17 protein-coding genes are annotated in these 25,141 nt (G+C 55.1%); 13 read left to right on the top strand and 4 right to left on the bottom strand.

The annotated features are described in order from the left end of the window. Positions 1 to 33: 33 nt before the first annotated feature. Positions 34 to 810: an enhanced serine sensitivity protein SseB gene (gene sseB / locus ACS603_RS17505; protein ID WP_182062069.1), complete on the top strand. Its 777-nt coding sequence runs from the start codon at positions 34 to 36 to the stop codon at positions 808 to 810. An 18-nt stretch (positions 811 to 828) separates the two neighbouring features. Here sseB and ACS603_RS17500 read toward each other — a convergent pair whose 3' ends face one another. From ACS603_RS17500 to ACS603_RS17485, 4 genes are all read right to left on the bottom strand, one after another. Beyond that, a complete protein-coding gene (locus ACS603_RS17500; protein ID WP_182062068.1) occupies positions 829 to 1,599 on the bottom strand; it encodes a MurR/RpiR family transcriptional regulator in 771 nt (256 codons plus the stop codon). After that, the gene (sseA, locus tag ACS603_RS17495; protein ID WP_474944645.1) at positions 1,599 to 2,444 is read right to left on the bottom strand and encodes a 3-mercaptopyruvate sulfurtransferase; all 846 of its coding nucleotides are present in this window, start codon (positions 2,442 to 2,444) and stop codon (positions 1,599 to 1,601) included. The genes ACS603_RS17500 and sseA overlap by 1 nt, the downstream gene beginning before the upstream one ends. A gap of 89 nt (positions 2,445 to 2,533) precedes the next feature. After that, positions 2,534 to 3,901 (bottom strand): 6-phospho-alpha-glucosidase, encoded by a 1,368-nt coding sequence (locus ACS603_RS17490; RefSeq protein WP_182062066.1) that lies wholly within the window; start codon positions 3,899 to 3,901, stop codon positions 2,534 to 2,536. A gap of 12 nt (positions 3,902 to 3,913) precedes the next feature. Further along, positions 3,914 to 5,458, bottom strand: coding sequence for a PTS transporter subunit EIIC (locus ACS603_RS17485; RefSeq protein ID WP_474944644.1), 1,545 nt, complete (start codon positions 5,456 to 5,458; stop codon positions 3,914 to 3,916). Between the two features lie 285 nt (positions 5,459 to 5,743). Here ACS603_RS17485 and ACS603_RS17480 point away from each other — a divergent pair, with 285 nt between their 5' ends. From ACS603_RS17480 to ACS603_RS17425, 12 genes are all read left to right on the top strand, one after another. Continuing rightward, a complete protein-coding gene (locus ACS603_RS17480) occupies positions 5,744 to 10,705 on the top strand; it encodes an alpha-2-macroglobulin family protein (protein WP_474944643.1) in 4,962 nt (1,653 codons plus the stop codon). 1 nt (position 10,706) lies between these two features. Next, entirely contained in the window at positions 10,707 to 13,031 is a 2,325-nt protein-coding gene (gene pbpC, locus ACS603_RS17475; RefSeq protein ID WP_315686465.1) for a peptidoglycan glycosyltransferase PbpC, read from the top strand. Positions 13,032 to 13,188: 157 nt separating this feature from the next. Then, complete coding sequence (gene ndk, locus ACS603_RS17470; RefSeq protein WP_014071336.1) at positions 13,189 to 13,620, top strand: nucleoside-diphosphate kinase; 432 nt, start codon at positions 13,189 to 13,191, stop codon at positions 13,618 to 13,620. 168 nt (positions 13,621 to 13,788) lie between these two features. Then, positions 13,789 to 14,955, top strand: coding sequence for a dual-specificity RNA methyltransferase RlmN (gene rlmN, locus ACS603_RS17465; RefSeq protein WP_182062062.1), 1,167 nt, complete (start codon positions 13,789 to 13,791; stop codon positions 14,953 to 14,955). Positions 14,956 to 15,248: 293 nt separating this feature from the next. Then, entirely contained in the window at positions 15,249 to 16,265 is a 1,017-nt protein-coding gene (gene rodZ / locus ACS603_RS17460; protein WP_182062061.1) for a cytoskeleton protein RodZ, read from the top strand. 26 nt (positions 16,266 to 16,291) lie between these two features. Continuing rightward, positions 16,292 to 17,410: a flavodoxin-dependent (E)-4-hydroxy-3-methylbut-2-enyl-diphosphate synthase gene (ispG, locus tag ACS603_RS17455; protein WP_014071333.1), complete on the top strand. Its 1,119-nt coding sequence runs from the start codon at positions 16,292 to 16,294 to the stop codon at positions 17,408 to 17,410. An 81-nt stretch (positions 17,411 to 17,491) separates the two neighbouring features. Beyond that, a complete protein-coding gene (gene hisS / locus ACS603_RS17450; protein ID WP_446493726.1) occupies positions 17,492 to 18,766 on the top strand; it encodes a histidine--tRNA ligase in 1,275 nt (424 codons plus the stop codon). A 13-nt stretch (positions 18,767 to 18,779) separates the two neighbouring features. Continuing rightward, positions 18,780 to 19,400 carry a YfgM family protein gene (locus ACS603_RS17445; RefSeq protein WP_014071331.1) on the top strand — a complete coding sequence of 207 codons (621 nt, stop codon included), beginning with the start codon at positions 18,780 to 18,782 and terminating at the stop codon, positions 19,398 to 19,400. A 10-nt stretch (positions 19,401 to 19,410) separates the two neighbouring features. Then, complete coding sequence (gene bamB / locus ACS603_RS17440) at positions 19,411 to 20,589, top strand: outer membrane protein assembly factor BamB (protein WP_014071330.1); 1,179 nt, start codon at positions 19,411 to 19,413, stop codon at positions 20,587 to 20,589. A gap of 112 nt (positions 20,590 to 20,701) precedes the next feature. Then, positions 20,702 to 22,177: a ribosome biogenesis GTPase Der gene (gene der, locus ACS603_RS17435; protein WP_182062058.1), complete on the top strand. Its 1,476-nt coding sequence runs from the start codon at positions 20,702 to 20,704 to the stop codon at positions 22,175 to 22,177. A gap of 300 nt (positions 22,178 to 22,477) precedes the next feature. After that, positions 22,478 to 24,019, top strand: coding sequence for a peptide MFS transporter (locus tag ACS603_RS17430; RefSeq protein WP_474944642.1), 1,542 nt, complete (start codon positions 22,478 to 22,480; stop codon positions 24,017 to 24,019). A gap of 63 nt (positions 24,020 to 24,082) precedes the next feature. After that, positions 24,083 to 25,117, top strand: a complete 1,035-nt coding sequence (locus ACS603_RS17425; RefSeq protein ID WP_474944641.1) for a Gfo/Idh/MocA family oxidoreductase — start codon at positions 24,083 to 24,085, stop codon at positions 25,115 to 25,117. Positions 25,118 to 25,141: the final 24 nt, after the last annotated feature.

The following is a 25,141-nucleotide window of genomic DNA, read 5'->3' as shown; positions in this document are numbered from 1 at the left end:
GGGTGAGGGGGAAATGCATCGTCTGGAATTGTTATGTCCGAAACCAAAAACGAATTAGAAACCCTGCTGGAAAAGGCGGCGACCGAGCCCGCCCACCGTCCGGCATTTTTCCGCACGCTGCTGGAATCCACTGTCTGGGTGCCGGGCACCGCGGCGGAAGGTGAGCAGGTCGTAGAAGACAGCGCGCTGGATCTGCTGCACTGGGAGAAAGACGACGGCACTTCAGTCATTCCGTTCTTCACCTCTCTTGAAGCACTCCAGGAAGCGGTTGAAGATGAACAGGCATTTGTGGTGATGCCCGTGCGCACGCTGTTTGAAATGACGCTGGGCCAGACGCTGTTCCTGAACGCCAAACTGCCGACCGGAAAAGAGTTCACCCCGCGCGAAATCAGCCATCTGATTGGCGAAGAGGGCAACCCGCTCAGCACGCAGGAAGTGATTGAAGGTGGCGAAACGCTGCTGTTGTCTGAAGTGGCAGAACCGCCGGCGCAGATGATTGACTCCCTGACCACGCTATTCAAAACCATCAAGCCAGTAAAACGCGCGTTCCTGTGCTCCATTAAAGAGAGCGCGGACGAACAGCCAGTGCTGCTGATGGGTATTGAAGCCGACGGTGACATCGACGAGATCATTCAGGCTGCCGGAAGCGTGGCTACTGACACTCTGCCAGGTGATGAGCCGATTGATATCTGCCGTGTTGTGAAAGGTGAGAAGGGCATCAGCCACTTTATTACTGAACACATCACCCCGTTCTATGAACGTCGCTGGGGCGGTTTCCTGCGCGATCTTAAAACCAATCGCATTATCTGATAGCACTGGGGTGAGCACTCACCCCGTTGCTTCCAACAGCAGTAAATCCATCAACAGCACCAGATTAGACTCGAACGACGTCACACCAGCGGCTTCTGCGGCGTAATGTACCGCTTCGTCATATAACGCGAAATGCAAATCCGCCATGCTCGCCAGCGTATTTGCAGAGGCGCGGGTAAAGGCCACCACCGTCATGCCAACATTTTTGGCAATCCGCGCTTTATCCAGCACCTGTTCTGTTTCGCCACTGCGTGAGACGGCAATAAACACCTGATAACGAGCAGCGTTACTCAGAAAAATATTCCTGCTGTCGCCGGGCCCGGAAATAAAGGCCGTTTTGCCCAACACCTGCAATTTCTTGGTGAGGTACTCGGCAAAAAGATAAGAAAACCCGGCGCCGTAGAGAAAGAAACTCTCTTTCTGGCGCAACAGGTCGGCAAACTGCTGGCGTTTTTCTTGCGTAACCCACTGGAATGTCTGCTGATAATTCGCAATGAACTGGCTGAACAGGGCAGGCAATTCCGGGAGGTCATTCCTTTGCGCAGTAATGTGTGGTGTGTCTGAAAGAAGCTGTTTGCAGTGCCAGATAAACTCGCTAAAACCGCTAAACCCCAGTTTCTGGCACAGACGCATAATGGTGGCGGTAGAGACGAATGTCGCCTGCGCCAGCTCGCGCACCGTGATGTTACCCACCAGCAGCGGATGTTCTGTGAGGTGGGCGAGCACGCGATACTCCGCGCGGGTCAATGACTCCCCGCGCGTTAAGAGCGTGGTCAGGCGGTTATCCATTATTTGGCAGGTTCAACCGGCAGGTCGTCACGGGCACCCCATTCGCTCCACGCGCCGTCGTAGAGCGTGACGTCATTGACGCCGAGCGTGGCGAGCGCCAGGATCGCCACGCAGGCCGTTACGCCGGAGCCGCAGCTGGCAATAATCGGGCGGCGTAAATCCACGCCCGCACGGTCAAAAATAGCGCGCAGCTCGTCGGTGGTTTTGAGCTCACCTTCAAACACTAAATCACCCCAGGGAACGTTCAGAGCGCCAGGAATATGGCCGCGCTTTAACCCCGGACGCGGTTCATCCGCTTCGGCGTTGAAACGCGGTGCAGGGCGAGCATCGATGATTTGCGCTGTTTTTTCATGGCTAACGACCAGCACATCGGTCAGACGTTTCACCACGTGAGCGTCGAAGGTAGCATCGAACTCGCCTTCCGGCAACGTCACGTCGCCCTGCTGGAGCGGCAGCTCGTCGCGCTTCCAGCCCGCAAGGCCGCCCGCCAGAATCGAGACGTTTTCCACGCCGAAGTTTTTCAGCATCCACCACGCGCGCGGCGCCGAGAAGAGGTTACCTTCGTCATAAACAACGAGGTGTTTGTCTTTGCTGACGCCCAGCTCGCGCATTGCAACGGAGAAGGCTTCCGGGCGTGGCAGCATGTGCGGCAGGGGAGAAGTGTGGTCAGAGAGGGCTTCGATATCAAAAAATACCGCGCCAGGCAGATGCCCGGCGCGGTATTCACCGGGAACGTCGCGATGCTCTTGCCCCGGAGGGGCCATACGTGCGTCTATAATCTGGACTTCCGGGTCGTCGCTGTGTTCAATCAACCAGTCGGCGGCGACAAAATATGAGGTGGACATGGGTGCCTCCATTCTTTTCCGTAAAAAAGGATTGTCGGTGTTTTTTCTGACACCGACAAGCACACCACGTTCAACTCGCGAGCAACGCCTTATTTTTTCACCGCTTCGCCGTTATTCCAGGCTTTTTGCAGCGCAGGCCAGTAATCACGGTTAGCCTCTATCATCTCATCGAGAATCGCTTTTGCATGTTCCATAGTGGGCACGGTACGGTTCAGGGTGAATGCCTGCAACGCTTTTTCATAGTTGCCCTCTATAGTGGCTTCCACCAGCAACTGTTCAGAAGCCAGCTGCTGTTGCAGTAACGTCTGGTGGAACAGCGGTACCTGGCCCACGCGTATTGGCTCTGGCCCTTCTGAGGTGATATAGGCTGGCACTTCCACCACGGCATCGTACGGCAGATTAGTAATCGCCCCGCGGTTTTCCACCATCACCAGATGGCGGCTCCGCAGGTTAAAGGCCAGCGAGCAGGCAACATCAACAATGAATTCACCGTGCACACCAACGTGGAAGGCATCCGACAGTACGCCGGTGCGCTTGTACTCTTCTGCGGCCGCGAACAGCTTCTTCTCGCGCCCGTTCATCACTTCGTTAGCGCGGGTGTATTCAGGGTTCTGGTGCTCGACAATCTGGTTCGGCATCAGGTAGTACTGCAGATACGGGTTCGGCAGATACTCCGGGAAATTGTCCATGATCGGTTTGATGTTGCGCCAGGTTTTTACCCATGAAGGATCGGAATGCTGCGGGTCGGTTTTCGCGGCATCTTCCGTCAGCAGACCAAACTTCGCGATATGTCGACGCAGTTCCGGCAGCTTGTCTTCGCCATCCACCAGCACGCGGGTAAACCAGCCGAAGTGGTTCAGACCAAAGTAGTCCACCTCCAGCTTGTGGCGATCGACACCCAGAATCGCCCCCATATTACGCATCGCGGCCACCGGCATATCGCAGATGTTCAGCACGCGGGCGTTCGGACGCAGACGACGCACGCCTTCCGCGACGATCGCCGCCGGGTTGGAGTAATTTACGATCCACGCTTTTTCATGCGCGTAGCGATCCACCAAATCGATAAGCTCCACCATCGGCAGGATGGTGCGCAGGCCGTACGCCAGCCCGCCAGGGCCGCAGGTTTCTTGCCCAACCACGCCGTGACGCAATGGGATCTTCTCATCCTGCTCGCGCATTTTGTACTGGCCAACGCGCATCTGGGCGAAGACAAAATGTGCGCCGCTGAAAGCCACTTCCGGATCGCTGGTGACGGTAAATTTAATGCTCTGGCTGTGGTCGCGAATAACCTTCTCCACCACCGGCGCAATGGTGTTCTGACGCGCGTCGTCAATATCGTAGAGGCGTATTTCTGCCAGCGGGAAATCCTGCAGGCGTACCATCAGGCTTTTCACGATGCCCGGCGTGTAAGTGCTGCCGCCACCGGCAATAGAGAGAATAAACGGGGGTTTAAACATCTTTAGCTCCTTTCAGAGAAACGTCTCAACGGCTTCTCGCATTTTTTTGACATGCAGCCCGTAGACCACCTGAACGTTGTTACCTTGTTTGATAATCCCTTTCGCGCCGGTCGCCTTGAGGCGTGGTTCGTCAATGATCTCGACATTCTTCACCGTGACGCGTAAGCGGGTGTAGCAGTTATCTACCACTTCAATATTTTCTCGTCCGCCAAGACCCGACACGATGGATCCCCCCAGGCCCTCATTGTTCCCCTTCGCCTGATACTCGTGTTTGCTGTAGAGCCGTGTTTCCTGCTCGTCATCTTCACGGCCTGGCGTCTTCATGTTGAAACGCAGGATCAGGAAGCGGAACACCACGAAGTAGAGCGCGAACATAATCAGCCCAACCACGAGGTACATTGGCCAGTTGGATTTCTCTGTGCCGAGCGGCAGGTTGTAAAGAATGAAATCAATAATCCCGTTAGCGCCAATTGCATGAACGCCAAACAGCGAGAAGAGCATCATGCCGATGCCGGTCAGTACCGCGTGCACCACGAACAGCAGGGGGGCAACAAACAGGAACGAGAACTCAATCGGCTCGGTCACCCCCACCAGCAGAGAGGTCAGTGCGGCCGGGATAAGAATCGCTTTTGCCGCAGCCTTGCGTTCTGGCTTCGCGGTCATATACATCGCCAGCGCCGCCGCAGGCAGGCCAAACATCTTGCTGATGCCACGCGCATCCCACACTACCGTGCTGCTGAGCTGTTTCACCTGCGGGCAAGCCATCTCGGCAAAGTAGATATTGCGCGCACCCTGGTAGGTTGCACCGCAGACCTCTTGCGTCCCGCCCAGTTCGGTATACAGGAACGGCGTGTAAACCAGATGATGCAAACCGGTTGGCACCAGAATGCGTTCAAGGAAACCGTAAATGGCCACACCGAACGGACCAGAGTCTTTTATCACCAGCGCCAGGGTGCTAATGCCATGTTGGGCAAATGGCCAGAGTTCACTCATCACCACGCCGAGGAGCATGGACACAGGAAGCATCACAATAGCGACAAAACAGTGGCCGGAATAAATCGCCATCGCGCCATTAAACTGTACGCTGGCGTATTTGTTGTACAGGTAGCCGGAGAGCGCCCCGGTCAGGATCCCGGCAAAGACGCCCATCTCCAGTACCTGAACCCCCAGCACCATGGCTTGTCCGGCCGCTTTTATCTGGTCTGCCGGAGCAAGCTCGCCCTGCAGCTGCAGCGTGACGTTCATAGCATTGATAAACACCACAAAGGTCACCAGACCAATCAGGGCGGCGTAGCCTTTATCACGGGTCGCCAGGCCAATCGGGATACCCACGGCAAAGACCAGCGCCAGGTTAACCAGCACTGATACGGCAGATTTGGCGATAAGTTGACCCAGATTCTGGATTAATGGGTGGCCGAGGAATGGCAGATAGTCTGCCAGGTTACCGTTACCCAGCACGTTACCCAGGGCGATAAAAAGGCCGACAATCGGTAAGATAAGTACCGGTCCGTACAATGATTTTCCGAAATTTTGTAAGGCGTTCACGGCTCGTTTCATGGCTATCTCTCTTATTGAACCGCGCACTCGGTGTGCGTCTTGGGCCTTAAGCTAGCAGGCAACTGGCGGGTTCATCCAGCTATCTGCTTGTTTTAAAAACAAATGACGTGAAAGGTAACATGTGACGTTTGATGGTGTGATCGGCGTTGCAGCACCGATTGTGAGGTATCACCTCTTTGCGAGGTGCTTTCCAGAATCTCAATTTAGACTTTTTGTATTAATGAAACTTGCGGATAATACTTACCCGGATGACGACCAACAGGCTCAATGGGCCAGGGATAAAGGATGAAACCGTTCCGCTTAGCCGCGATCTCTCTCGCGCTGCTTACCGCTTTTACGCTTGTCGGCTGTGATAACAGCGACGAAAAACCACAGGCTTCGGCCCCGGCACCTTCTGCAACCGCCAGTTCATCGAAAGAGAACACTCCGGTAAAACCCGATAGCGCGCAACTGGCGAAGCTGGCGTCTGCCAGTCAGGGTAAACCTCTCACCTTACTGGATGCCTCTGAAATCCAGCTCGACGGAGCGGCTACGTTAGTTCTGACGTTCTCTGTCCCGCTCAATCCCGATCAGGATTTTGCGCGTACCGTTCATGTCGTTGATAAGAAAAGCGGTAAAGTGGATGGCGCATGGGAGTTGGCGCCCAATCTGAAAGAGCTGCGCTTGCGTCACCTCGAGCCGAACCGCAATCTGGTGATTACCGTCGAACGCGACCTGCTGGCGCTGAACAAAGCCACATTTGGCATCGATTACGAAAAAGCGATCACCACCCGGGATGTCGAACCGACTGTCGGTTTTGCCAGCCGCGGCTCGCTTCTGCCAGGAAAAGTGGTGGAAGGGCTGCCGGTGATGGCGCTCAACGTCAACAACGTGGATGTGAACTTCTACCGCGTGAAGCCTGAATCTCTGGCATCGTTTGTCAGCCAGTGGGAATACCGTAACTCGCTCACCAACTGGGAGTCTGACAATCTGCTCAAAATGGCCGATCTGGTCTATACCGGCCGTTTTGATCTTAACCCGGCGCGAAACACGCGCGAAAAACTGCTGCTGCCCCTGAGTGATATCAAACCGCTGCAACAGTCTGGCGTGTATATCGCCGTGATGAACCAGGCGGGACATTACAACTACAGCAATGCGGCCACCCTGTTTACCCTGAGCGACATTGGTCTGTCCGCTCACCGTTATCATAATCGCCTCGATATCTTTACCCAGAGCCTGGAAAACGGCGCGGCACAGTCCGGTATTGAGGTCGCATTACTCAATGATAAAGGGCAGACGCTGGCGCAAGGCACCAGCGATGGTGACGGACACGCCAGACTGGAGACTGATAAAGAAGCCGCGTTAATACTGGCGCGAAAAGACGGGCAGACAACCCTGCTCGACCTGAAACTTCCGGCGCTGGATCTGGCTGAGTTTGATATCGCCGGCGCGCCTGGTTACAGCAAACAGTTCTTTATGTTTGGCCCGCGCGATCTCTATCGCCCGGGTGAAACCGTTATTCTCAATGGCCTGCTCCGTGACAGTGACGGTAAGCCACTGCCTGCACAACCGGTCAAACTTGATGTGCTGCGCCCGGACGGGCAGGTTGCGCGCACCCTGGTGGTTCAGCCGGAAAACGGTTTGTATCGCTTTACCTATCCGCTGGACAGCGGGGCGCAAACCGGTATGTGGCATATTCGCGCCAATACCGGCGATAACCTGCAACGGATGTGGGATTTCCACGTCGAAGATTTTATGCCGGAGCGCATGGCGTTAAATCTCTCAGGGCAAAAAACGCCGGTTTCCCCGGCTGATGACGTCAGGTTTGATGTAACGGGTTATTACCTCTATGGCGCACCCGCCAACGGAAACAGCCTGCAAGGTCAGCTATTCCTGCGTCCTCTGCGTGAGGCCGTGTCGGCACTGCCGGGCTTCCAGTTCGGGGATATCGCTGAAGAGAACCTGACGCGTAGCCTGGATGAAGTACAGCTCACGCTTAACGAGCAGGGCCGGGGTGAGGTATCAGCGGAAAGTCAGTGGAAAGAGGCGCACTCGCCGTTACAGGTGATCCTGCAAGCCAGCCTGCTGGAATCCGGCGGCCGTCCGGTGACGCGTCGCGCAGAGCAGGCCATCTGGCCAGCGCAAACCCTGCCGGGGATCCGCCCGGAGTTTGCCAGCAAAGCAGTGTATGACTACCGCACAGACACCACCGTCAATCAGCCTATTGTTGATGAAAACAGCAACGCCGGTTTTGATATCGTCTATGCCGATGCCAGTGGAGCGAAAAAAGCAGTTTCAGGGCTACAGGTTCGGCTTATCCGCGAACGTCGGGATTACTTCTGGAACTGGTCCGAAACGGACGGATGGCAGTCTCAATTTGATCAAAAAGATCTGGTTGAAGGTGAGCAATCACTCGATATCGCCGCCGATCAGACCGGTAAAGTGACCTTCCCGGTGGAGTGGGGCTCTTATCGTCTGGAGGTCAAAGCGCCAGATGATACGGTCAGTAGCGTGCGTTTCTGGGCCGGCTACAGCTGGCAGGACAACAGCGATGGTACCGGTGCGGCGCGTCCCGACCGCGTGACGCTGAAGCTGGATAAACCGGCCTATCAGCCTGGCGACACCATCAATCTGCACATTGCCGCACCTGCCGCAGGCAAAGGCTACGCGATGATTGAATCCAGCGAAGGGCCGCTGTGGTGGAAGGAAATCGATGTTCCGGCCAACGGTCTTGATCTGGCGATCCCGGTGGATAAAGCCTGGAAACGTCACGATCTTTATCTCAGCACGCTGGTGGTGCGTCCGGGCGATAAATCTAAATCGGCCACACCAAAACGCGCCGTTGGGCTGCTGCACCTGCCAATGGGGGACGAGAATCGTCGCCTGAATATTGCGCTCGATAATCCGCAAAAAATGCGCCCAAATCAGACGCTGTCGGTGAAAGTGAAAGCCAGCGTGAAAGAGGGCGCGGTACCGCAGAAAGTCAACGTGCTGGTTTCTGCGGTGGATAGCGGCGTGCTGAACATTACGGATTACGTCACGCCGGATCCGTGGCAGGCATTCTTCGGGCAGAAGCGTTACGGGGCAGATATTTACGATATCTACGGCCAGGTTATCGAAGGTCAGGGCCGCATGGCGGCGCTGCGTTTTGGTGGTGATGGTGATGAACTGAAACGCGGGGGTAAACCGCCGGTGAATCACGTCACCATTATTGCCCAGCAGGCACAACCCGTAGAGCTTGATGCCAATGGCGAAGGCACCATTACGATGCCGATAGGTGATTTCAACGGCGAATTACGTCTGATGGCGCAAGCCTGGACGGAAGACGACTTTGGCAGCAGCGAAAGCAAAGTTATTGTCGCGGCACCTGTTATCGCTGAGCTGAATACGCCACGCTTCCTCGCCAGCGGCGACACCTCCAGGTTAACGCTGGATGTGACAAACCTGACCGATCAGCCGCAGACCCTGAACGTCGCCTTAACGGCATCGGGCTTGCTAAGCCTGGAAAGCGCGCAGCCGCAGCCGGTTAAGCTGGCGCCAGGCGTGCGAACCACCCTGTTTATTCCGGTTCGGGCGCTCGCTGGCTATGGCGATGGTGAAATTACCGCACAGGTGACGGGGCTGGTGCTTCCGGGGGAAACCTTTGCACCGCAGCAAAAAAGCTGGAAAATCGGTGTTCGTCCGGCGTTCCCGGCCCAGACGGTGAATACAGGAGCAATGCTGAACTCGGGTGAGTCCTGGACTGCACCTGCGCAGCATATCAATGGGTTATCCCCTGAAACCTTGCAGGGACAACTGCTGCTTAGCGGTAAACCACCGCTGAATCTGGCGCGCTATATCCGTGAGTTGCAGGCTTATCCGTATGGTTGTCTTGAGCAGACGACCAGTGGCCTGTTCCCGTCGCTGTATACCAATGCAGCACAGCTGACGGCGCTGGGCATTAAAGGGGATAGCGATGATAAGCGTCGTGCCGCGATTGACATCGGGATATCTCGTCTGTTGCAAATGCAGCGTGATAACGGCGGCTTTGCGCTCTGGGATAAAAATGGCCAGGAAGAGTACTGGCTCACCGCCTATGTGACCGATTTCCTGGTGCGTGCTGGCGAGCAGGGCTACAGCGTTCCGGCCGATGCCATTAATAACGCCAATAACCGCCTGCTGCGCTATTTGCAGGACCCGGGCATGATGTCAATTCGCTACAGTGACGATACTCAGGCCAGTAAATTTGCGGTACAGGCTTATGCAGCGCTGGTGCTGGCGCGTCAGCAAAAAGCGCCGCTCGGCGCATTGCGTGAGATCTGGGATCGTCACGGTCAGGCGGCGTCTGGATTGCCACTGATGCAGCTCGGCATGGCGTTAAAACTGATGGGTGATGCGCCACGTAGCCAGCAGGCGCTGGACCTGGCCATAAAAACGCCGCGTAACGATAGCAAAAACTGGATGGCTGATTACGGTAGCGCGCTGCGCGATAACGCGCTGATGCTCTCCCTACTGGAAGAGTACAAACTGCTGCCGGATGTGCAAAATACCTTACTGAACACGCTTTCTGAACAGGCCTTTAGCCAGCGCTGGCTCTCTACTCAGGAAAGCAATGCGCTGTTCCTCGCTGGCCGTTTATTGCCAACGCTGTCCGGCGCATGGCAGGCCACGACCAGTCTGGCTGACAAACCACTCAGTGGCGACAATGCACAGGTGCAGAACGTCAATAGCGACCAGCTCGGTGCGTTGCAGGTGACCAACACCGGCACAACACCACTCTGGATCCGCCTTGATAGCACCGGATACCCGGAAAATGCGCCTCAGCCTTCATCCAGCGTATTGCAAATCGAACGACATATTCTGGCCACCGATGGCAGCACCAAATCGCTCTCCTCGTTGAAGAGCGGTGAGCTGGTGCTGGTATGGCTTGATGTGAAAGCCAGCCAGAACGTCCCGGATGCGCTGGTGGTTGATTTGCTCCCGGCAGGACTGGAGCTGGAGAATCAGAATCTGGCAAACAGCAGCGCCAGCTTGCAGGATAGCGGGAGCGAGGTGCAGAACCTGCTGACACAGATGCAGCAGGCGGATATTCAGCATATGGAGTTCCGCGACGATCGCTTCGTGGCGGCGGTTCCGGTCAGTGACGGCCAGCCGGTAACGCTGGTTTATCTGGCGCGCGCCGTAACGCCTGGGACCTATCAGGTGCCGGCCCCGATGGTGGAATCCATGTATGTTCCGCAGTGGCGGGCAACAGGTGCGGCAAGTGGCCCGCTGATTGTTGTTCCATAACATGCAGATAGCTCGTCTGACACGCTCCCGCTGGTTTCAACTGGCGGGAGCGCTTCTCATTTTATGGGGGCTTATCATTGCCGCCGACCGCCTGTGGCCGTTACCGCTCAAAGAGGTCAATCCCGCGCGCGTGGTGGTGGATGAGCAGGGGACACCACTGTGGCGCTTTGCCGACAGCGAAGGGATCTGGCGTTATCCGGTGACCATTGAAGAGGTTTCTCCGCGCTATCTCGACGCCCTGATCCAGTATGAAGACCGCTGGTTTTGGGATCATCCCGGCGTTAACCCTTTTTCCGTGCTGCGTGCGGCCTGGCAGGATCTGAGCTCCGGCAAAGTGGTATCCGGGGGAAGCACGCTCACCATGCAGGTCGCACGGTTACTCGACCCGCATCCGCGTACCTTTGGCGGCAAGATCCGCCAGCTCTGGCGGGCTGTCCAGCTCGAATGGCATCTCTCAAAACGCGATATTCTGACGCTCTACCTGAACCGGGCGCCCTTTGGTGGCACGTTGCAGGGTGTAGGTGCGGCCAGCTGGACCTATCTCGGCAAACCGCCCTCACAGCTAAGCTATTCGGAAGCCGCACTGCTGGCCGTTTTACCCCAGGCCCCAAGCCGGTTACGCCCTGACAGATGGCCGGAGCGTGCTGAAGCCGCGCGAAATAAAGTACTCGACAGAATGGTGACCCAGGGTGTCTGGTCAGCACAGCAGGTTAAAGAGTCCCGTGAAGAGGCCGTCTGGCTGGCGCCACGGCAAATGCCGCAGCTGGCACCGCTTTTTTCACGGATGATGCTTAGCAAAAGTCGGGACAACAAAATTGTCACCACGCTGGATGCGTCATTGCAGCGACAGCTTGAGGAGCTGGCGCTTAACTGGAAGGCGCGCCTGCCGGCAAGAAGCTCTCTGGCGATGATCGTCGTCGATCATACCGATATGAAAGTGCGCGGTTGGGTAGGTTCTGTGGATATCAACGACGATAGCCGGTTCAGCCACGTGGACATGGTTAATGCGATCCGATCGCCGGGATCGGTACTCAAGCCCTTTATCTACGGTATGGCGCTGGACGAGGGGCTGATCCATCCCGCGTCACTGCTACAGGACGTGCCGCGCAGAACCGGGGATTACCGGCCCGGTAATTTCGACAGCGGATTTCATGGGCCAGTCAGTATGAGCGAAGCGCTGGTGCGGTCGCTGAACCTCCCGGCGGTGCAGGTGCTGGAAGCCTACGGACCAAAACGCTTTACCGGAATGCTCAGCAATGCAGGGCTACCGCTTATTCTGCCTGCGGGGGCTCAGCCCAACTTATCGCTGATCCTGGGGGGCGCAGGGGCAAGGCTCGCGGATATTACGGCCGCCTACAGCGCGTTTGCCCGACACGGCAAAGCGGCAAAATTGCGTATCCGGCCTGGCGACCCGCTTCTTGAGCGCCCCTTATTGTCACCGGGTGCGGCGTGGATTATTCGCCGGATTCTGGCGAATGAGGCACAACCTCTGCCTGATGGCGCACTGCCACAGGTGGTGCCGCTCGCGTGGAAAACCGGCACCAGTTATGGCTATCGGGATGCCTGGGCCATCGGCCTTAACGCCCGCTATATCATTGGGATCTGGACCGGACGGCCGGATGGCACGCCAGTGGCCGGACAGTTTGGCTTCGCGAGTGCGGTGCCGTTGCTAAACCAGGTCAATAACATGCTTCAGTCTCGCTCGACGATTGCCGAAGCGCGTCTGCCGCGCGACCCGCGTCCGGCATCGGTTGGGCGCGGCGTTATCTGCTGGCCTGGCGGGCAGTCTCTGCCGGAAGGCAGTGAGAACTGCCGTCGTCGCCTTTCTACCTGGTTACTGGATGGCAGCGAGCCACCAACGCTGTTGCTGCCGGAACAGGAAGGTGTTCGCGGTATCCGCTTCCCCATCTGGCTGAATAAAGAGGGCAAGCGTGTTGCTGCGGATTGCCCGGATGCCACAGAGAAGGTCGTGGACGTGTGGCCGTTGCCGCTGGAACCCTGGCTCCCGGCAGCCGAACGGCGGGCAGTAAGGATCCCGACGGCGTCTGCGGTTTGTCCGCCGTTAGCGCAGGATTCGCCGGCACCGCTTATCCTCTCTGGCGTGCGTGAGGGTGCCGTCATCAAACGTCTGCCGGGTGAAACGCGCGTGTCGCTGCCCCTACAGGCCAGTGGCAGTAGCGGCGAACGCTGGTGGTTTTTAAACGGTGAACCGCTGGATGTGAAAGGAAGGGTTTACACTTTACAGCTTGATAAGTCAGGTGATTATCAGTTACTGGTAATGGATGACGCAGGTCAGGTAACAACGGTGAACTTTACGCTTCAGTAGCGAAATAGTGGCCTTTAGATGTGAGCTGTTGCTAAAACTCATCTTATTTTAAAAAAATGTTACTTAGATCCGTAGGCAATGGCGCTATTGCTCATTATAATCCGCGCCACACCATACTCAGGTATGCAAAACAACAGAACATTTGACAGAGGTTATCATGGCTATTGAACGTACTTTTTCCATCATTAAACCAAACGCGGTGGCAAAAAACGTTATTGGCAGCATCTTCGCTCGCTTTGAATCAGCAGGGTTCAAAATTGTAGGCACCAAAATGCTGCACCTGAGCGTTGAACAGGCTCGCGGTTTCTACGCTGAGCACGAAGGTCGTCCATTCTTTGACGGCCTGGTTGAGTTCATGACTTCTGGCCCAATCGTCGTTTCCGTACTGGAAGGTGAAAACGCAGTACAGCGTCACCGCGATCTGCTGGGCGCAACCAACCCGGATAACGCGCTGGCAGGTACTCTGCGCGCTGACTACGCTGACAGCTTCACCGAGAACGGCACCCACGGTTCTGACTCTGTGGAATCTGCTGCACGCGAAATCGCTTTCTTCTTCGCTGAAGGCGAAGTGTGTCCACGTACCCGTTAATTTAACGGTTTCGTTTACACATTATTTTCGTAAATGCCGCGTGCAGACGTGGCATCCCTGCGCCAGACTTTGTACAATGCAACGCCCCGGACGAGCAGATGCTTTCCGGGGCGTTTCTTTTTAACCCTCCACGGGCCATAACGTGTAACAACGAGGCCGGAAAAAATTATGTCTGAACTAGTGAATACCTCCGAAGTCGCCATTCCTGCGGTTCCAAATAAAAATGGAAAAATCAACCTGTTGGATCTGAACCGTCAGCAGATGCGCGAATTCTTTAAAGAGATGGGCGAGAAGCCGTTTCGTGCCGACCAGGTCATGAAATGGATGTACCACTATTGCAGCGACAACTTTGATGACATGACTGACATCAACAAAGTGCTGCGCAACAAGCTTAAAGAAGTGGCCGAAATTCGTGCGCCTGAAGTGGTGGAAGAACAACGCTCTGCCGATGGCACCATCAAATGGGCTATCGCTGTAGGCGATCAGCGCGTTGAAACCGTGTATATCCCGGAAGATGACCGCGCCACGCTATGCGTCTCTTCTCAGGTCGGTTGTGCGCTTGAGTGCAAATTCTGCTCTACGGCTCAGCAAGGCTTTAACCGTAACCTGCGCGTGTCTGAAATTATCGGCCAGGTGTGGCGTGCGGCTAAAATTGTTGGCGCAGCAAAAGTGACGGGCACACGTCCAATCACCAACGTGGTGATGATGGGCATGGGTGAACCCCTGCTGAACCTGACTAACGTCGTACCGGCGATGGAAATCATGCTGGATGATTTCGGTTTTGGTCTGTCTAAACGCCGCGTCACTCTCTCTACGTCAGGTGTTGTACCTGCGCTGGATAAGCTCGGCGACATGATTGACGTTGCGCTGGCAATTTCCCTGCACGCGCCAAACGATGAAATCCGTGACGAAATTGTACCAATCAACAAAAAGTACAATATCGAAACCTTCCTCGCCGCAGTGCGCCGCTATCTGGAAAAATCCAACGCGAACCAGGGCCGTGTAACTATCGAGTACGTCATGCTGGATCACGTTAATGATGGCACCGAACATGCGCATCAGCTGGCTGAGCTGCTGAAAGATACGCCGTGCAAGATTAACCTGATTCCATGGAACCCGTTCCCGGGTGCGCCGTATGGCCGCAGTTCAAACAGCCGTATCGATCGTTTCTCCAAAGTACTGATGGAGTACGGTTTCACCACTATCGTGCGTAAAACGCGTGGTGATGACATTGATGCAGCGTGCGGACAGCTGGCGGGTGATGTGATTGATCGTACGAAACGAACGCTGCGTAAACGTATGCAGGGTGAGGCAATCGCGGTTAAAGCTGTTTGATTATTATTCAGTCACGGCGCATTATCATCGCCGTGACGCATAATCTTACTGAATAATCAGTCATATTCGTGATGATTGATTAATAATTACGGTGCGTTTCATACGACTTTCGGGCAGTATGTAACGGCCTAAAAACAGTTTGGCTGCACAGGCAGGGCTGTACTGTCATCTACGGGCTGACAGTCTTATACTGTCTGTTCCAGGTTAACTGACCAGAAGTTTCGCGGTGCGGGTGGCATTGTGACTCACCGGCACCTGAACCCTTATTTTTCACGTACCAGTAGTTGTAGCGAATGAATACTGAAGCCACTCACGACCAACATGAAGCACTCTCCACTGGCGTTCGTCTTCGCAACGCCCGTGAACAACTCGGACTAAGCCAGCAAGCTGTTGCAGAACGCTTGTGCCTGAAGGTATCCACGGTTCGCGATATTGAAGAAGATAAGGCACCTGCCGATCTGGCTTCAACATTTCTGCGTGGTTATATCCGCTCTTACGCAAAACTGGTGCATATTCCCGAAAACGAATTACTGCCTATGATCGAGAAGCAGGCGCCGGTGCGTGCAGCAAAAGTTGCGCCGATGCAGACCTTCTCGCTGGGGAAACGTCGTAAAAAACGTGATGGCTGGCTGATGAGCTTTACCTGGCTGGTGCTGTTTGTGGTTATTGGCCTGACGGGCGCATGGTGGTGGCAAAACCACAAAGCGCAGCAGGAAGAGATAACCACCATGGCCGATCAATCTTCCGCCGAGCTGAACAACGCGGGTAGCGATAACGCACAGAACGTGCCGCTGAGCACCGATAACGCGGCAACGTCTAACGACCCGCAAACGGCTGCAACAGATGCACCTGCAACCGACCCGGCGCAGGCACAAGCGCCAGCGGCGAATCCTGCTGCTCCTGCACCAGCACCAAATAATACCGTTGTAGCTCCTTCTCAGGCGAATGTTGATACCGCGGCCACCACGCCAGCGGCATCTGCGCCTGCGAATAGCGCTGCTCAGCCACTGCCAACCGATCAGGCGGGCGTAGCGAATGCTGCGGCCAACCCGAATGCGCTGGTGATGAACTTCTCGGCCGATTGCTGGTTAGAAGTGACCGATGCAACCGGTAAAAAACTTTTCAGCGGCTTACAGCGTAAAGATGGCACGTTAAACCTGACGGGTCAGGCGCCGTATAAGCTCAAGATTGGCGCACCATCTGCGGTACAGATCCAGTACCAGGGTAAACCTGTCGATCTGAGTCGCTTTATCAGAACTAACCAGGTTGCGCGTCTTACCGTTAATGCCGAACAATCAGCAGCACAGTAACAGACGGGCAACGCGGGAGATTTTTCATGCATAACCAGGCTCCGATTCAACGTAGAAAATCGAAACGGATTTACGTTGGGAATGTGCCAATTGGCGATGGGGCTCCTATCGCCGTCCAGTCGATGACCAACACGCGCACCACAGATGTGGAAGCAACGGTCAATCAAATCAAAGCATTAGAACGCGTCGGCGCGGACATTGTCCGCGTTTCCGTGCCAACCATGGATGCCGCCGAGGCCTTCAAACTGATCAAACAACAGGTCAGTGTTCCGCTGGTTGCAGATATTCACTTTGACTACCGTATTGCACTTAAAGTCGCCGAATATGGCGTTGACTGCCTGCGCATCAACCCAGGCAACATCGGTAACGAAGAACGTATCCGCATGGTAGTGGACTGCGCGCGAGACAAAAATATTCCAATCCGTATCGGTGTAAACGCCGGTTCACTGGAAAAAGATCTGCAAGAAAAGTATGGCGAACCGACGCCGCAGGCGCTGCTTGAGTCCGCTATGCGCCATGTGGATCATCTGGATCGTCTTAACTTCGATCAGTTCAAAGTCAGCGTAAAAGCTTCTGATGTGTTCCTGGCGGTGGAATCTTATCGACTGCTGGCAAAGCAGATCGATCAGCCGCTGCACCTGGGGATCACCGAAGCTGGCGGCCTGCGTAGCGGTTCCGTAAAATCGGCGATCGGTCTGGGGCTGCTGCTCTCGGAAGGGATCGGCGACACTCTGCGTGTCTCTCTGGCAGCCGATCCGGTTGAAGAGATCAAAGTCGGTTTCGATATCCTGAAATCACTGCGTATCCGTGCGCGTGGGATCAACTTTATTGCCTGCCCAACCTGTTCGCGTCAGGAGTTTGACGTCATCGGTACGGTGAATGCCCTTGAGCAGCGCCTGGAAGACATTATCACTCCGATGGATGTGTCCATTATCGGTTGTGTGGTGAATGGCCCGGGTGAAGCGCTCGTGTCTACGCTGGGCGTGACCGGTGGTAACAAGAAAAGTGGTCTCTATGAAGATGGCATTCGTAAAGATCGTCTGGATAATAGCGACATGATCGATCAGCTTGAAGCCCGCATTCGCGCCAAAGCCACGATGATGGATGAAGCGCAGCGTATCAGCATTCAGCAGGTTGAAAAATAACGTGATGGGAAGCCGCTCGCTTCCCATGTATGATTGAACCCATTCTTTGGGTTCTTTTTTGTATATAGAAAGAGAATAAACGTGGCAAAAAACATTCAAGCCATCCGCGGCATGAACGATTATCTGCCTGGCGAAACCGCCATCTGGCAGCGCATTGAAGGCACACTGAAACAGGTGCTCGGCAGCTACGGTTACAGCGAAATCCGTTTGCCGATTGTAGAGCAGACCCCGTTATTCAAACGCGCGATCGGTGAAGTGACCGACGTGGTTGAAAAAGAGATGTATACCTTTGAGGACCGCAACGGCGACAGCTTGACACTGCGTCCGGAAGGTACGGCGGGCTGCGTACGCGCCGGCATCGAACATGGTCTCCTGTACAATCAGGAGCAGCGCCTGTGGTACATCGGCCCGATGTTCCGCCACGAACGTCCACAGAAAGGTCGTTACCGCCAGTTCAACCAGCTGGGTGTTGAAGTCTTTGGTCTGCAAGGCCCGGACATCGATGCCGAACTGATTTTGCTAACAGCCCGCTGGTGGCGCGCGCTCGGTATTTCTGAGCATGTTTCTCTGGAGCTGAACTCTATCGGTTCTCTGGAAGCGCGTGCGAACTATCGCGATGCACTGGTTGCGTTCCTGGAACAGCATAAAGAGTCGCTGGACGAAGACTGCAAACGTCGCATGTACAGCAATCCGTTGCGTGTTCTTGATTCTAAAAACCCGGAAGTTCAGGCGCTGTTGAACGATGCACCTGCGCTGGGTGATTACCTGGACGATGATTCTCGCGAGCACTTCGCGGGTCTGTGCAAACTGCTGGAAGCAGCAGGCATTGCTTATACCGTCAACCAGCGTCTGGTGCGTGGTCTGGATTACTACAACCGTACCGTTTTCGAGTGGGTGACGAGCAGCCTCGGCTCACAGGGAACAGTATGTGCAGGCGGTCGTTATGACGGTCTGGTTGAACAGCTTGGTGGCCGTGCGGCACCTGCCGTTGGTTTTGCAATGGGTCTTGAGCGACTTGTTTTGCTGGTTCAGGCAGTTAATCCGGAATTTAAAGCAGATTCCGTTGTCGATATATACCTGGTGGCCTCAGGCGCGGATACGCAGTCTGCGGCAATGCAGCTTGCCGAACGTGTTCGTGACGAACTGCCGGGCGTTAAGCTGATGACCAACCATGGCGGCGGCAACTTCAAAAAACAGTTTGCTCGTGCCGATAAGTGGGGCGCAAGTATTGCACTGGTGCTGGGTGAGTCTGAAGTGGCTAACGGCGAAGTGGTGGTTAAAGACCTGCGCTCTGGTGAGCAAACAACGGTAACGCAGGATGGCGTTGCGGCGCACTTGCGCACTTTGACTTCCTAAGGAGAAGAACTGCGTGGAAATTTACGAGAACGAAAACGACCAGGTTGATGCGATTAAACGCTTCTTTGCCGAAAACGGCAAAGCACTGGCTGTTGGGGTAATTTTGGGTGTGGGTGCGTTAGTGGGCTGGCGTTTCTGGAACGGCCATCAGGCTGATTCCGCGCGTGGCGCTTCTCTGGCGTATGAAAATACCATCAGCGCTATTCGTGCCGATCAGCCGCAAACGCTGACCGCTGCCGAGAAATTTTCTGCTGAAAACAAAAACACCTACGGTGCGCTGGCCGCATTGGAAGTCGCGCAGCAGTTTGTTGATAAAAATGAGCTGGATAAAGCAGTAGCACAGCTGTCACAAGGCCTTGCTGCGGCGAGTGATGAGAACCTGAAAGCGGTCATCAACATGCGTCTGGCGCGTATCCAGGTTCAGCAGAAAAAAGCCGATGATGCGCTGAAAACGCTCGATACCATCAAAGGTGAAGGCTTTGCGGCCATTGTTGCCGACCTGCGCGGTGAAGCACTGCTGAGCAAAGGTGACAAAGAGGGCGCGCGTAAAGCGTGGCAAGCTGGCGTAGATAGCAAAGCTTCACCTGCGCTGAGCGAAATGATGCAGATGAAAATAAATAATTTGTCCGTCTGAGAGGGACCCGATGCAATTGCGTAAATTACTTCTGCCAGGACTGCTTTCTGTTACGTTATTGAGTGGCTGTTCACTGTTCAGTGGCGAAGAAGATGTTGTAAAAATGTCCCCGCTGCCAACGGTTGAAAACCAGTTTACCCCGTCAACCGCGTGGAGCTCTTCCGTCGGTGACGGTATTGGTGAATTTTATTCCAACCTGCACCCGGCATTTGCTGACAGCGTTGTCTATGCGGCTGACCGTAAAGGCACGGTAAAAGCACTTAATTCCGACGACGGAAAAGAAGTGTGGTCCGTTAATCTGGCGGAAAAAGATGGCTGGTTCTCCCGTAAGCCTGCACTGCTCTCTGGCGGCCTGACGGTTGCTGGCGGCCACGTCTATGTGGGCAGTGAAAAAGCGCAGGTTTACGCGCTGAACACCAGTGATGGCTCAATCGCATGGCAAACCACGGTGGCTGGCGAATCGCTGTCCCGCCCGGTTGTGAGCGATGGTCTGGTTCTAATCCACACCAGCAACGGCCAGTTGCAGGCGCTGAACGAAGCCGACGGTCTGGTGAAATGGACGGTAAACCTGGATATGCCTTCACTGTCTCTGCGCGGTGAATCTGCTCCGGCATCTGCTTTTGGCGCGGCGATTGTTGGCGGCGACAATGGTCGTGTCAGTGCGGTACTGATGCAGCAGGGCCAGATGATTTGGCAGCAGCGTATCTCTCAGGCAACCGGTTCAACTGAAATTGACCGCCTGAGCGACGTGGACACAACGCCGGTTATCGTCAATGGCGTGGTTTACGCGCTGGCTTATAATGGTAACCTGACCGCGCTGGACCTGCGCAGCGGCCAGATCATGTGGAAACGTGAGCTGGGCTCTGTTAATGATTTCATCGTTGATGGCAACCGTATTTATATGGTTGATCAGAACGATCGCCTGCTGGCACTGAACACCGAAGGTGGCGTAACGCTGTGGACGCAAAGCGATCTGCTGCACCGTCTGCTGACGGCTCCGGCGCTGTATAACGGCAGCCTGGTTGTCGGTGATAGCGAAGGTTATATGCACTGGATTGACCCAGAAACGGGTCGCTTCACTGCTCAGCAAAAAGTTGACAGCTCTGGCTTCCTGACGGAACCAGTTGTGGCTGATGGCAAACTGCTGATCCAGGCAAAAGACGGCACGCTGTACGCGATCACGCGTTAATTATTCAGCGGTTGTTGTATACTAAACGGCTCCTGTTAACTCAGGGGCCGTTTTGACTTTTTTAAAAACGCCGCGAAAGCGACGTGATTTTGAATTTTATGAGGCTTCAAACATGGTACCTGTGGTCGCGCTTGTCGGGCGCCCTAACGTTGGAAAATCCACTCTTTTTAACCGTTTAACACGCACCCGTGATGCGCTGGTTGCGGATTTCCCGGGGCTGACGCGTGACCGTAAGTACGGTCGTGCAGAAGTGGAGGGGCGTGAGTTCATCTGCATCGATACTGGCGGTATTGATGGGACAGAGGACGGCGTCGAAACCCGTATGGCGGAACAGTCTCTGCTGGCAATCGAAGAAGCAGACGTTGTTCTGTTTATGGTTGATGCCCGTGCTGGCCTGATGCCAGCGGACTCCGCTATCGCCAAACATCTGCGCGCGCGTGAAAAGCCAACCTTCCTGGTGGCGAATAAAACTGACGGCATCGATGCCGATCAGGCGGTTGCTGATTTCTGGTCCTTAGGTCTGGGTGAGATCTACCCAATCGCGGCCTCTCATGGCCGTGGCGTGACCAGCCTGCTCGAAACCGTTCTGCTGCCGTGGGTTGACGAAGTGAACCCGCCGGAGGAAGTGGACGAAGACGCCGAATACTGGGCGCAGTTCGAAGCAGCTGCAGAGGGCGAAGAGGAAGAGCCTGAAGAGGCATTCAACCCGCAGGATCTGCCTATTAAGCTGGCGATTGTGGGCCGTCCAAACGTAGGTAAGTCTACGCTTACTAACCGTATTCTGGGTGAAGAGCGCGTGGTCGTTTACGACATGCCTGGCACCACGCGTGACAGTATCTACATCCCGATGCAGCGCGATGAACGCGAGTACGTACTTATCGATACTGCCGGTGTGCGTAAACGCGGGAAAATCACCGATGTGGTGGAAAAATTCTCCGTTATCAAAACCCTACAGGCAATTGAAGATGCCAACGTGGTGCTGCTGGTTATCGATGCGCGCGAAGGGATCTCCGATCAGGATCTGTCGCTTCTGGGCTTTATCCTTAACAGTGGGCGCTCACTGGTTATCGTCGTCAACAAATGGGACGGCCTGAGCAATGAAGTGCGTGAGCAGGTGAAAGAGACGCTGGACTTCCGTCTGGGCTTTATCGACTTCGCGCGTGTGCACTTTATCTCTGCGCTGCACGGTAGCGGCGTGGGTAACCTGTTCGATTCCGTTCGCGAAGCCTATGACAGCTCTACCCGTCGTCAGAGCACCGCGATGCTGACCCGTATCATGAATATGGCAGCAGAAGACCATCAGCCGCCGCTGGTGCGTGGTCGTCGCGTGAAGCTGAAATATGCTCACGCCGGTGGTTATAACCCGCCAATCGTGGTTATCCACGGTAACCAGGTGAAAGATCTGCCGGATTCTTACAAACGTTATCTGATGAACTACTTCCGTAAATCGCTGGATGTGATGGGCACGCCTATCCGTATCCAGTTCAAGGAAGGGGATAACCCGTTTGCCAACAAGCGCAATACCCTGACGCCAAACCAGATGCGTAAGCGTAAGCGTTTGATTAAGCACATCAAGAAAAGCAAATAATTATTGCCTGTCTTTCGATAACCCGCGTATTTCGCGGGTTTTTTTTCGTCTTAACCTGTCGTATGTTTCTCTGTGTGATGTCAATCACTATTCGTTATTAGCCAATTTTAAATCTGAGAAAGTAGACGATTGTCGAACTTTCATCTTAAAGGCCTGCTGTTGGTACTAGACAAAACTGGCACCAGGTTATCAAATGGTTAAATAACTCTTCGCCGCAGGCAAAAAATCGGCCAGATATATAACTGGTCGGCGTGTTTTGCGGTGTTTACAAGCACGACGACATACCTTTTCGGGAGAATTATGCAATCCTCTGTTAATCAAAAAGAAAACCGAACGTTCTTCGGCCATCCGTATCCGCTTGGCTCACTGTTCTTTACTGAAATGTGGGAGCGTTTCTCGTTTTACGGTATCCGCCCGTTACTCATTCTGTTTATGGCGGCAACCGTTTATGACGGCGGTATGGGGCTGGCACGTGAGAACGCGTCCGCCATCGTGGGGATTTTTGCCGGCTCGATGTACCTCGCCGCGCTGCCGGGTGGCTGGCTGGCAGATAACTGGCTCGGCCAGCAAAAAGCCGTCTGGTACGGCTCTATTCTGATCGCCCTCGGCCACCTGTCGATCGCGCTGTCTGCTGTGATGGGGAATAACCTGTTCTTCATCGGTCTGATGTTTATTGTGCTTGGCTCTGGCCTGTTCAAAACCTGTATCTCGGTGATGGTCGGTACACTGTATAAAAAAGGCGATGCGCGCCGTGACGGCGGTTTCTCGCTGTTTTATATGGGCATCAACATGGGGTCGTTCATTGCTCCGCTGATCTCCGGCTGGCTGATTAAAACTCATGGCTGGCACTGGGGCTTTGGTATCGGTGGTATCGGGATGCTGGTGGCGCTGGTTATCTTCCGCGTGTTTGCCGTTCCGTCCATGAAACGCTACGACAGTGAAGTTGGCCTGGATTCCACCTGGAACAGCCCGGTAGTGAAGCGAAAAGGCGTGGGTGCCTGGTTGCTGGCGCTGGCTGTGGGTGTGGCTGTTGTTGTGACGCTGATTGCGCAGGGTGTGATTGTCATTAACCCGGTTGCGGTTGCCAGTACGCTGGTTTACGTCATTGCCGCGTCTGTTGCTTTGTACTTCATCTACCTGTTTGTTTTTGCCGGCCTCAGCCGTAAAGAGCGCGCCAGACTGCTGGTGTGTTTCATCCTGCTGGTATCGGCGGCATTTTTCTGGTCTGCGTTTGAGCAAAAGCCAACTTCGTTCAACCTGTTTGCCAACGACTACACTAATCGCATGATGGGCGATTTCGAGATCCCGGCGGTGTGGTTCCAGTCGGTCAACGCTCTGTTTATCATCCTTCTGGCGCCGGTATTTAGCTGGGCATGGCCGAAGCTTGCGAGCATGAACATTCGCCCGAGCAGTATCACCAAATTCGTTATCGGCATTCTGTGTGCCGCAGCGGGCTTTGGCCTGATGATGCTGGCCGCGCAGAATGTGCTGGCTAACGGTGGGGCGGGGGTTTCTCCGTTCTGGCTGGTGGGCAGTATTCTGATGCTGACGCTGGGCGAGCTGTGCTTAAGCCCGATTGGTCTGGCGACCATGACGCTGCTGGCACCGGAAAGAATGCGTGGTCAGATGATGGGCCTGTGGTTCTGCGCAAGCGCGCTGGGCAACCTGGCGGCTGGCCTGATTGGCGGGCATGTGAAGGCCGACCAGCTTAATATGCTGCCGGATCTGTTTGCCCGCTGTTCTGTCGCACTGCTGATTTGTGCCGCGGTTCTGATTGTGCTCATTGTTCCGGTACGCCGGATGCTGGAAAATACCCAGACTAAACCGGCAGCTAACGCCTGATAAAACCTCGATGTTGCCGGGGCAGGCGTAATGCCCCGGCAATTAACTCAACGAGGTAAGCACATGCTGTTAGGGTTTGTCGGACTAGGCTCCGTAGTTGAAACGGCCTACTTGCCTGCATTACGACATCGCTTTAGCGAATCTGTACAGTGTCTGGGGTTTGATGTTGACCCCGCAAAACAGCCCGACGGCGTGACGCGATGCGAATCACTTGATGCGCTTCTCGCCCAACCTCTCGATACCCTGTTTATCACAACATCTTCCCTGCACCATCTTGAGGTGCTTGAGCAGGCTCTGGCTTCCCCGGTCCCGCGTATTGTTGTTGAAAAGCCTATTGTCGCGACGCTTGCCCAAATCGAAAAACTGAAAACACTGCTGGCATTGCCCGGCGCGGCTTCCCGTGTGCTGGCGCTCGATCACTGGATGGCGCGTCTCGGTACCGTGCAGCAGGGGCTGGTCGACACCGCGGCTGATATTGTCAGAATCGAAGGATTTCTTCAGGAGCCGAGTGGGTATAACGCGGCGGGTGAGTCCATCGCGCTGAACTTTGCCACCGGCGAGCCGGATACGCGCACGCTTCGCCACCCGGACGGCGTTATCCTGGATATTGGCACGCATGTGCTGGCGATGATGCGTGAAACCTTGCGCTATCTCGGGGGGAGTGGCGATATGGCCTTGCAGGTGCTGACTGCGAAAGACCGCCTGGGGCGCGATATCGGGAAGGGGGATTTGACCACCGCAGAGGGTGAAGCACACCTTCAGGGGCAGATCAGCGGCGTGCCGGTCGAGCTTTGGCTGAACAAATATGCCGGGCCGTCAGGTGGGCAAAAAGGGTTGCGGATTTATCTGCGCAATGGACGCATCATCAGCCATGACAGATGCGGTGCAGAAGATGTTCTGGAGCATATTGATGGCGCGGATATTCAACGCTGGCAAGTACCTGGTTCCATCTATGAGCACTGCCTGGCCGGGCATATTCTGGGGGCACAAAGTGTGTTCGAACGCGATCCGCAAGAAGTGCCCCGCATAACGCAACGCAGGGTTGAAGAGGTTGAGCTTCTGCTGACATTACAGCAACAGCTGCGTGGCCCCCATTAAGCGCATCGTGATAAAATTAACGCA

Source organism: Enterobacter sp. Li2LvB3 (assembly GCF_056156645.1).
Note: the sequence above shows the minus strand (reverse complement) of the source record. Positions and strands in the feature narration are given on the sequence as shown.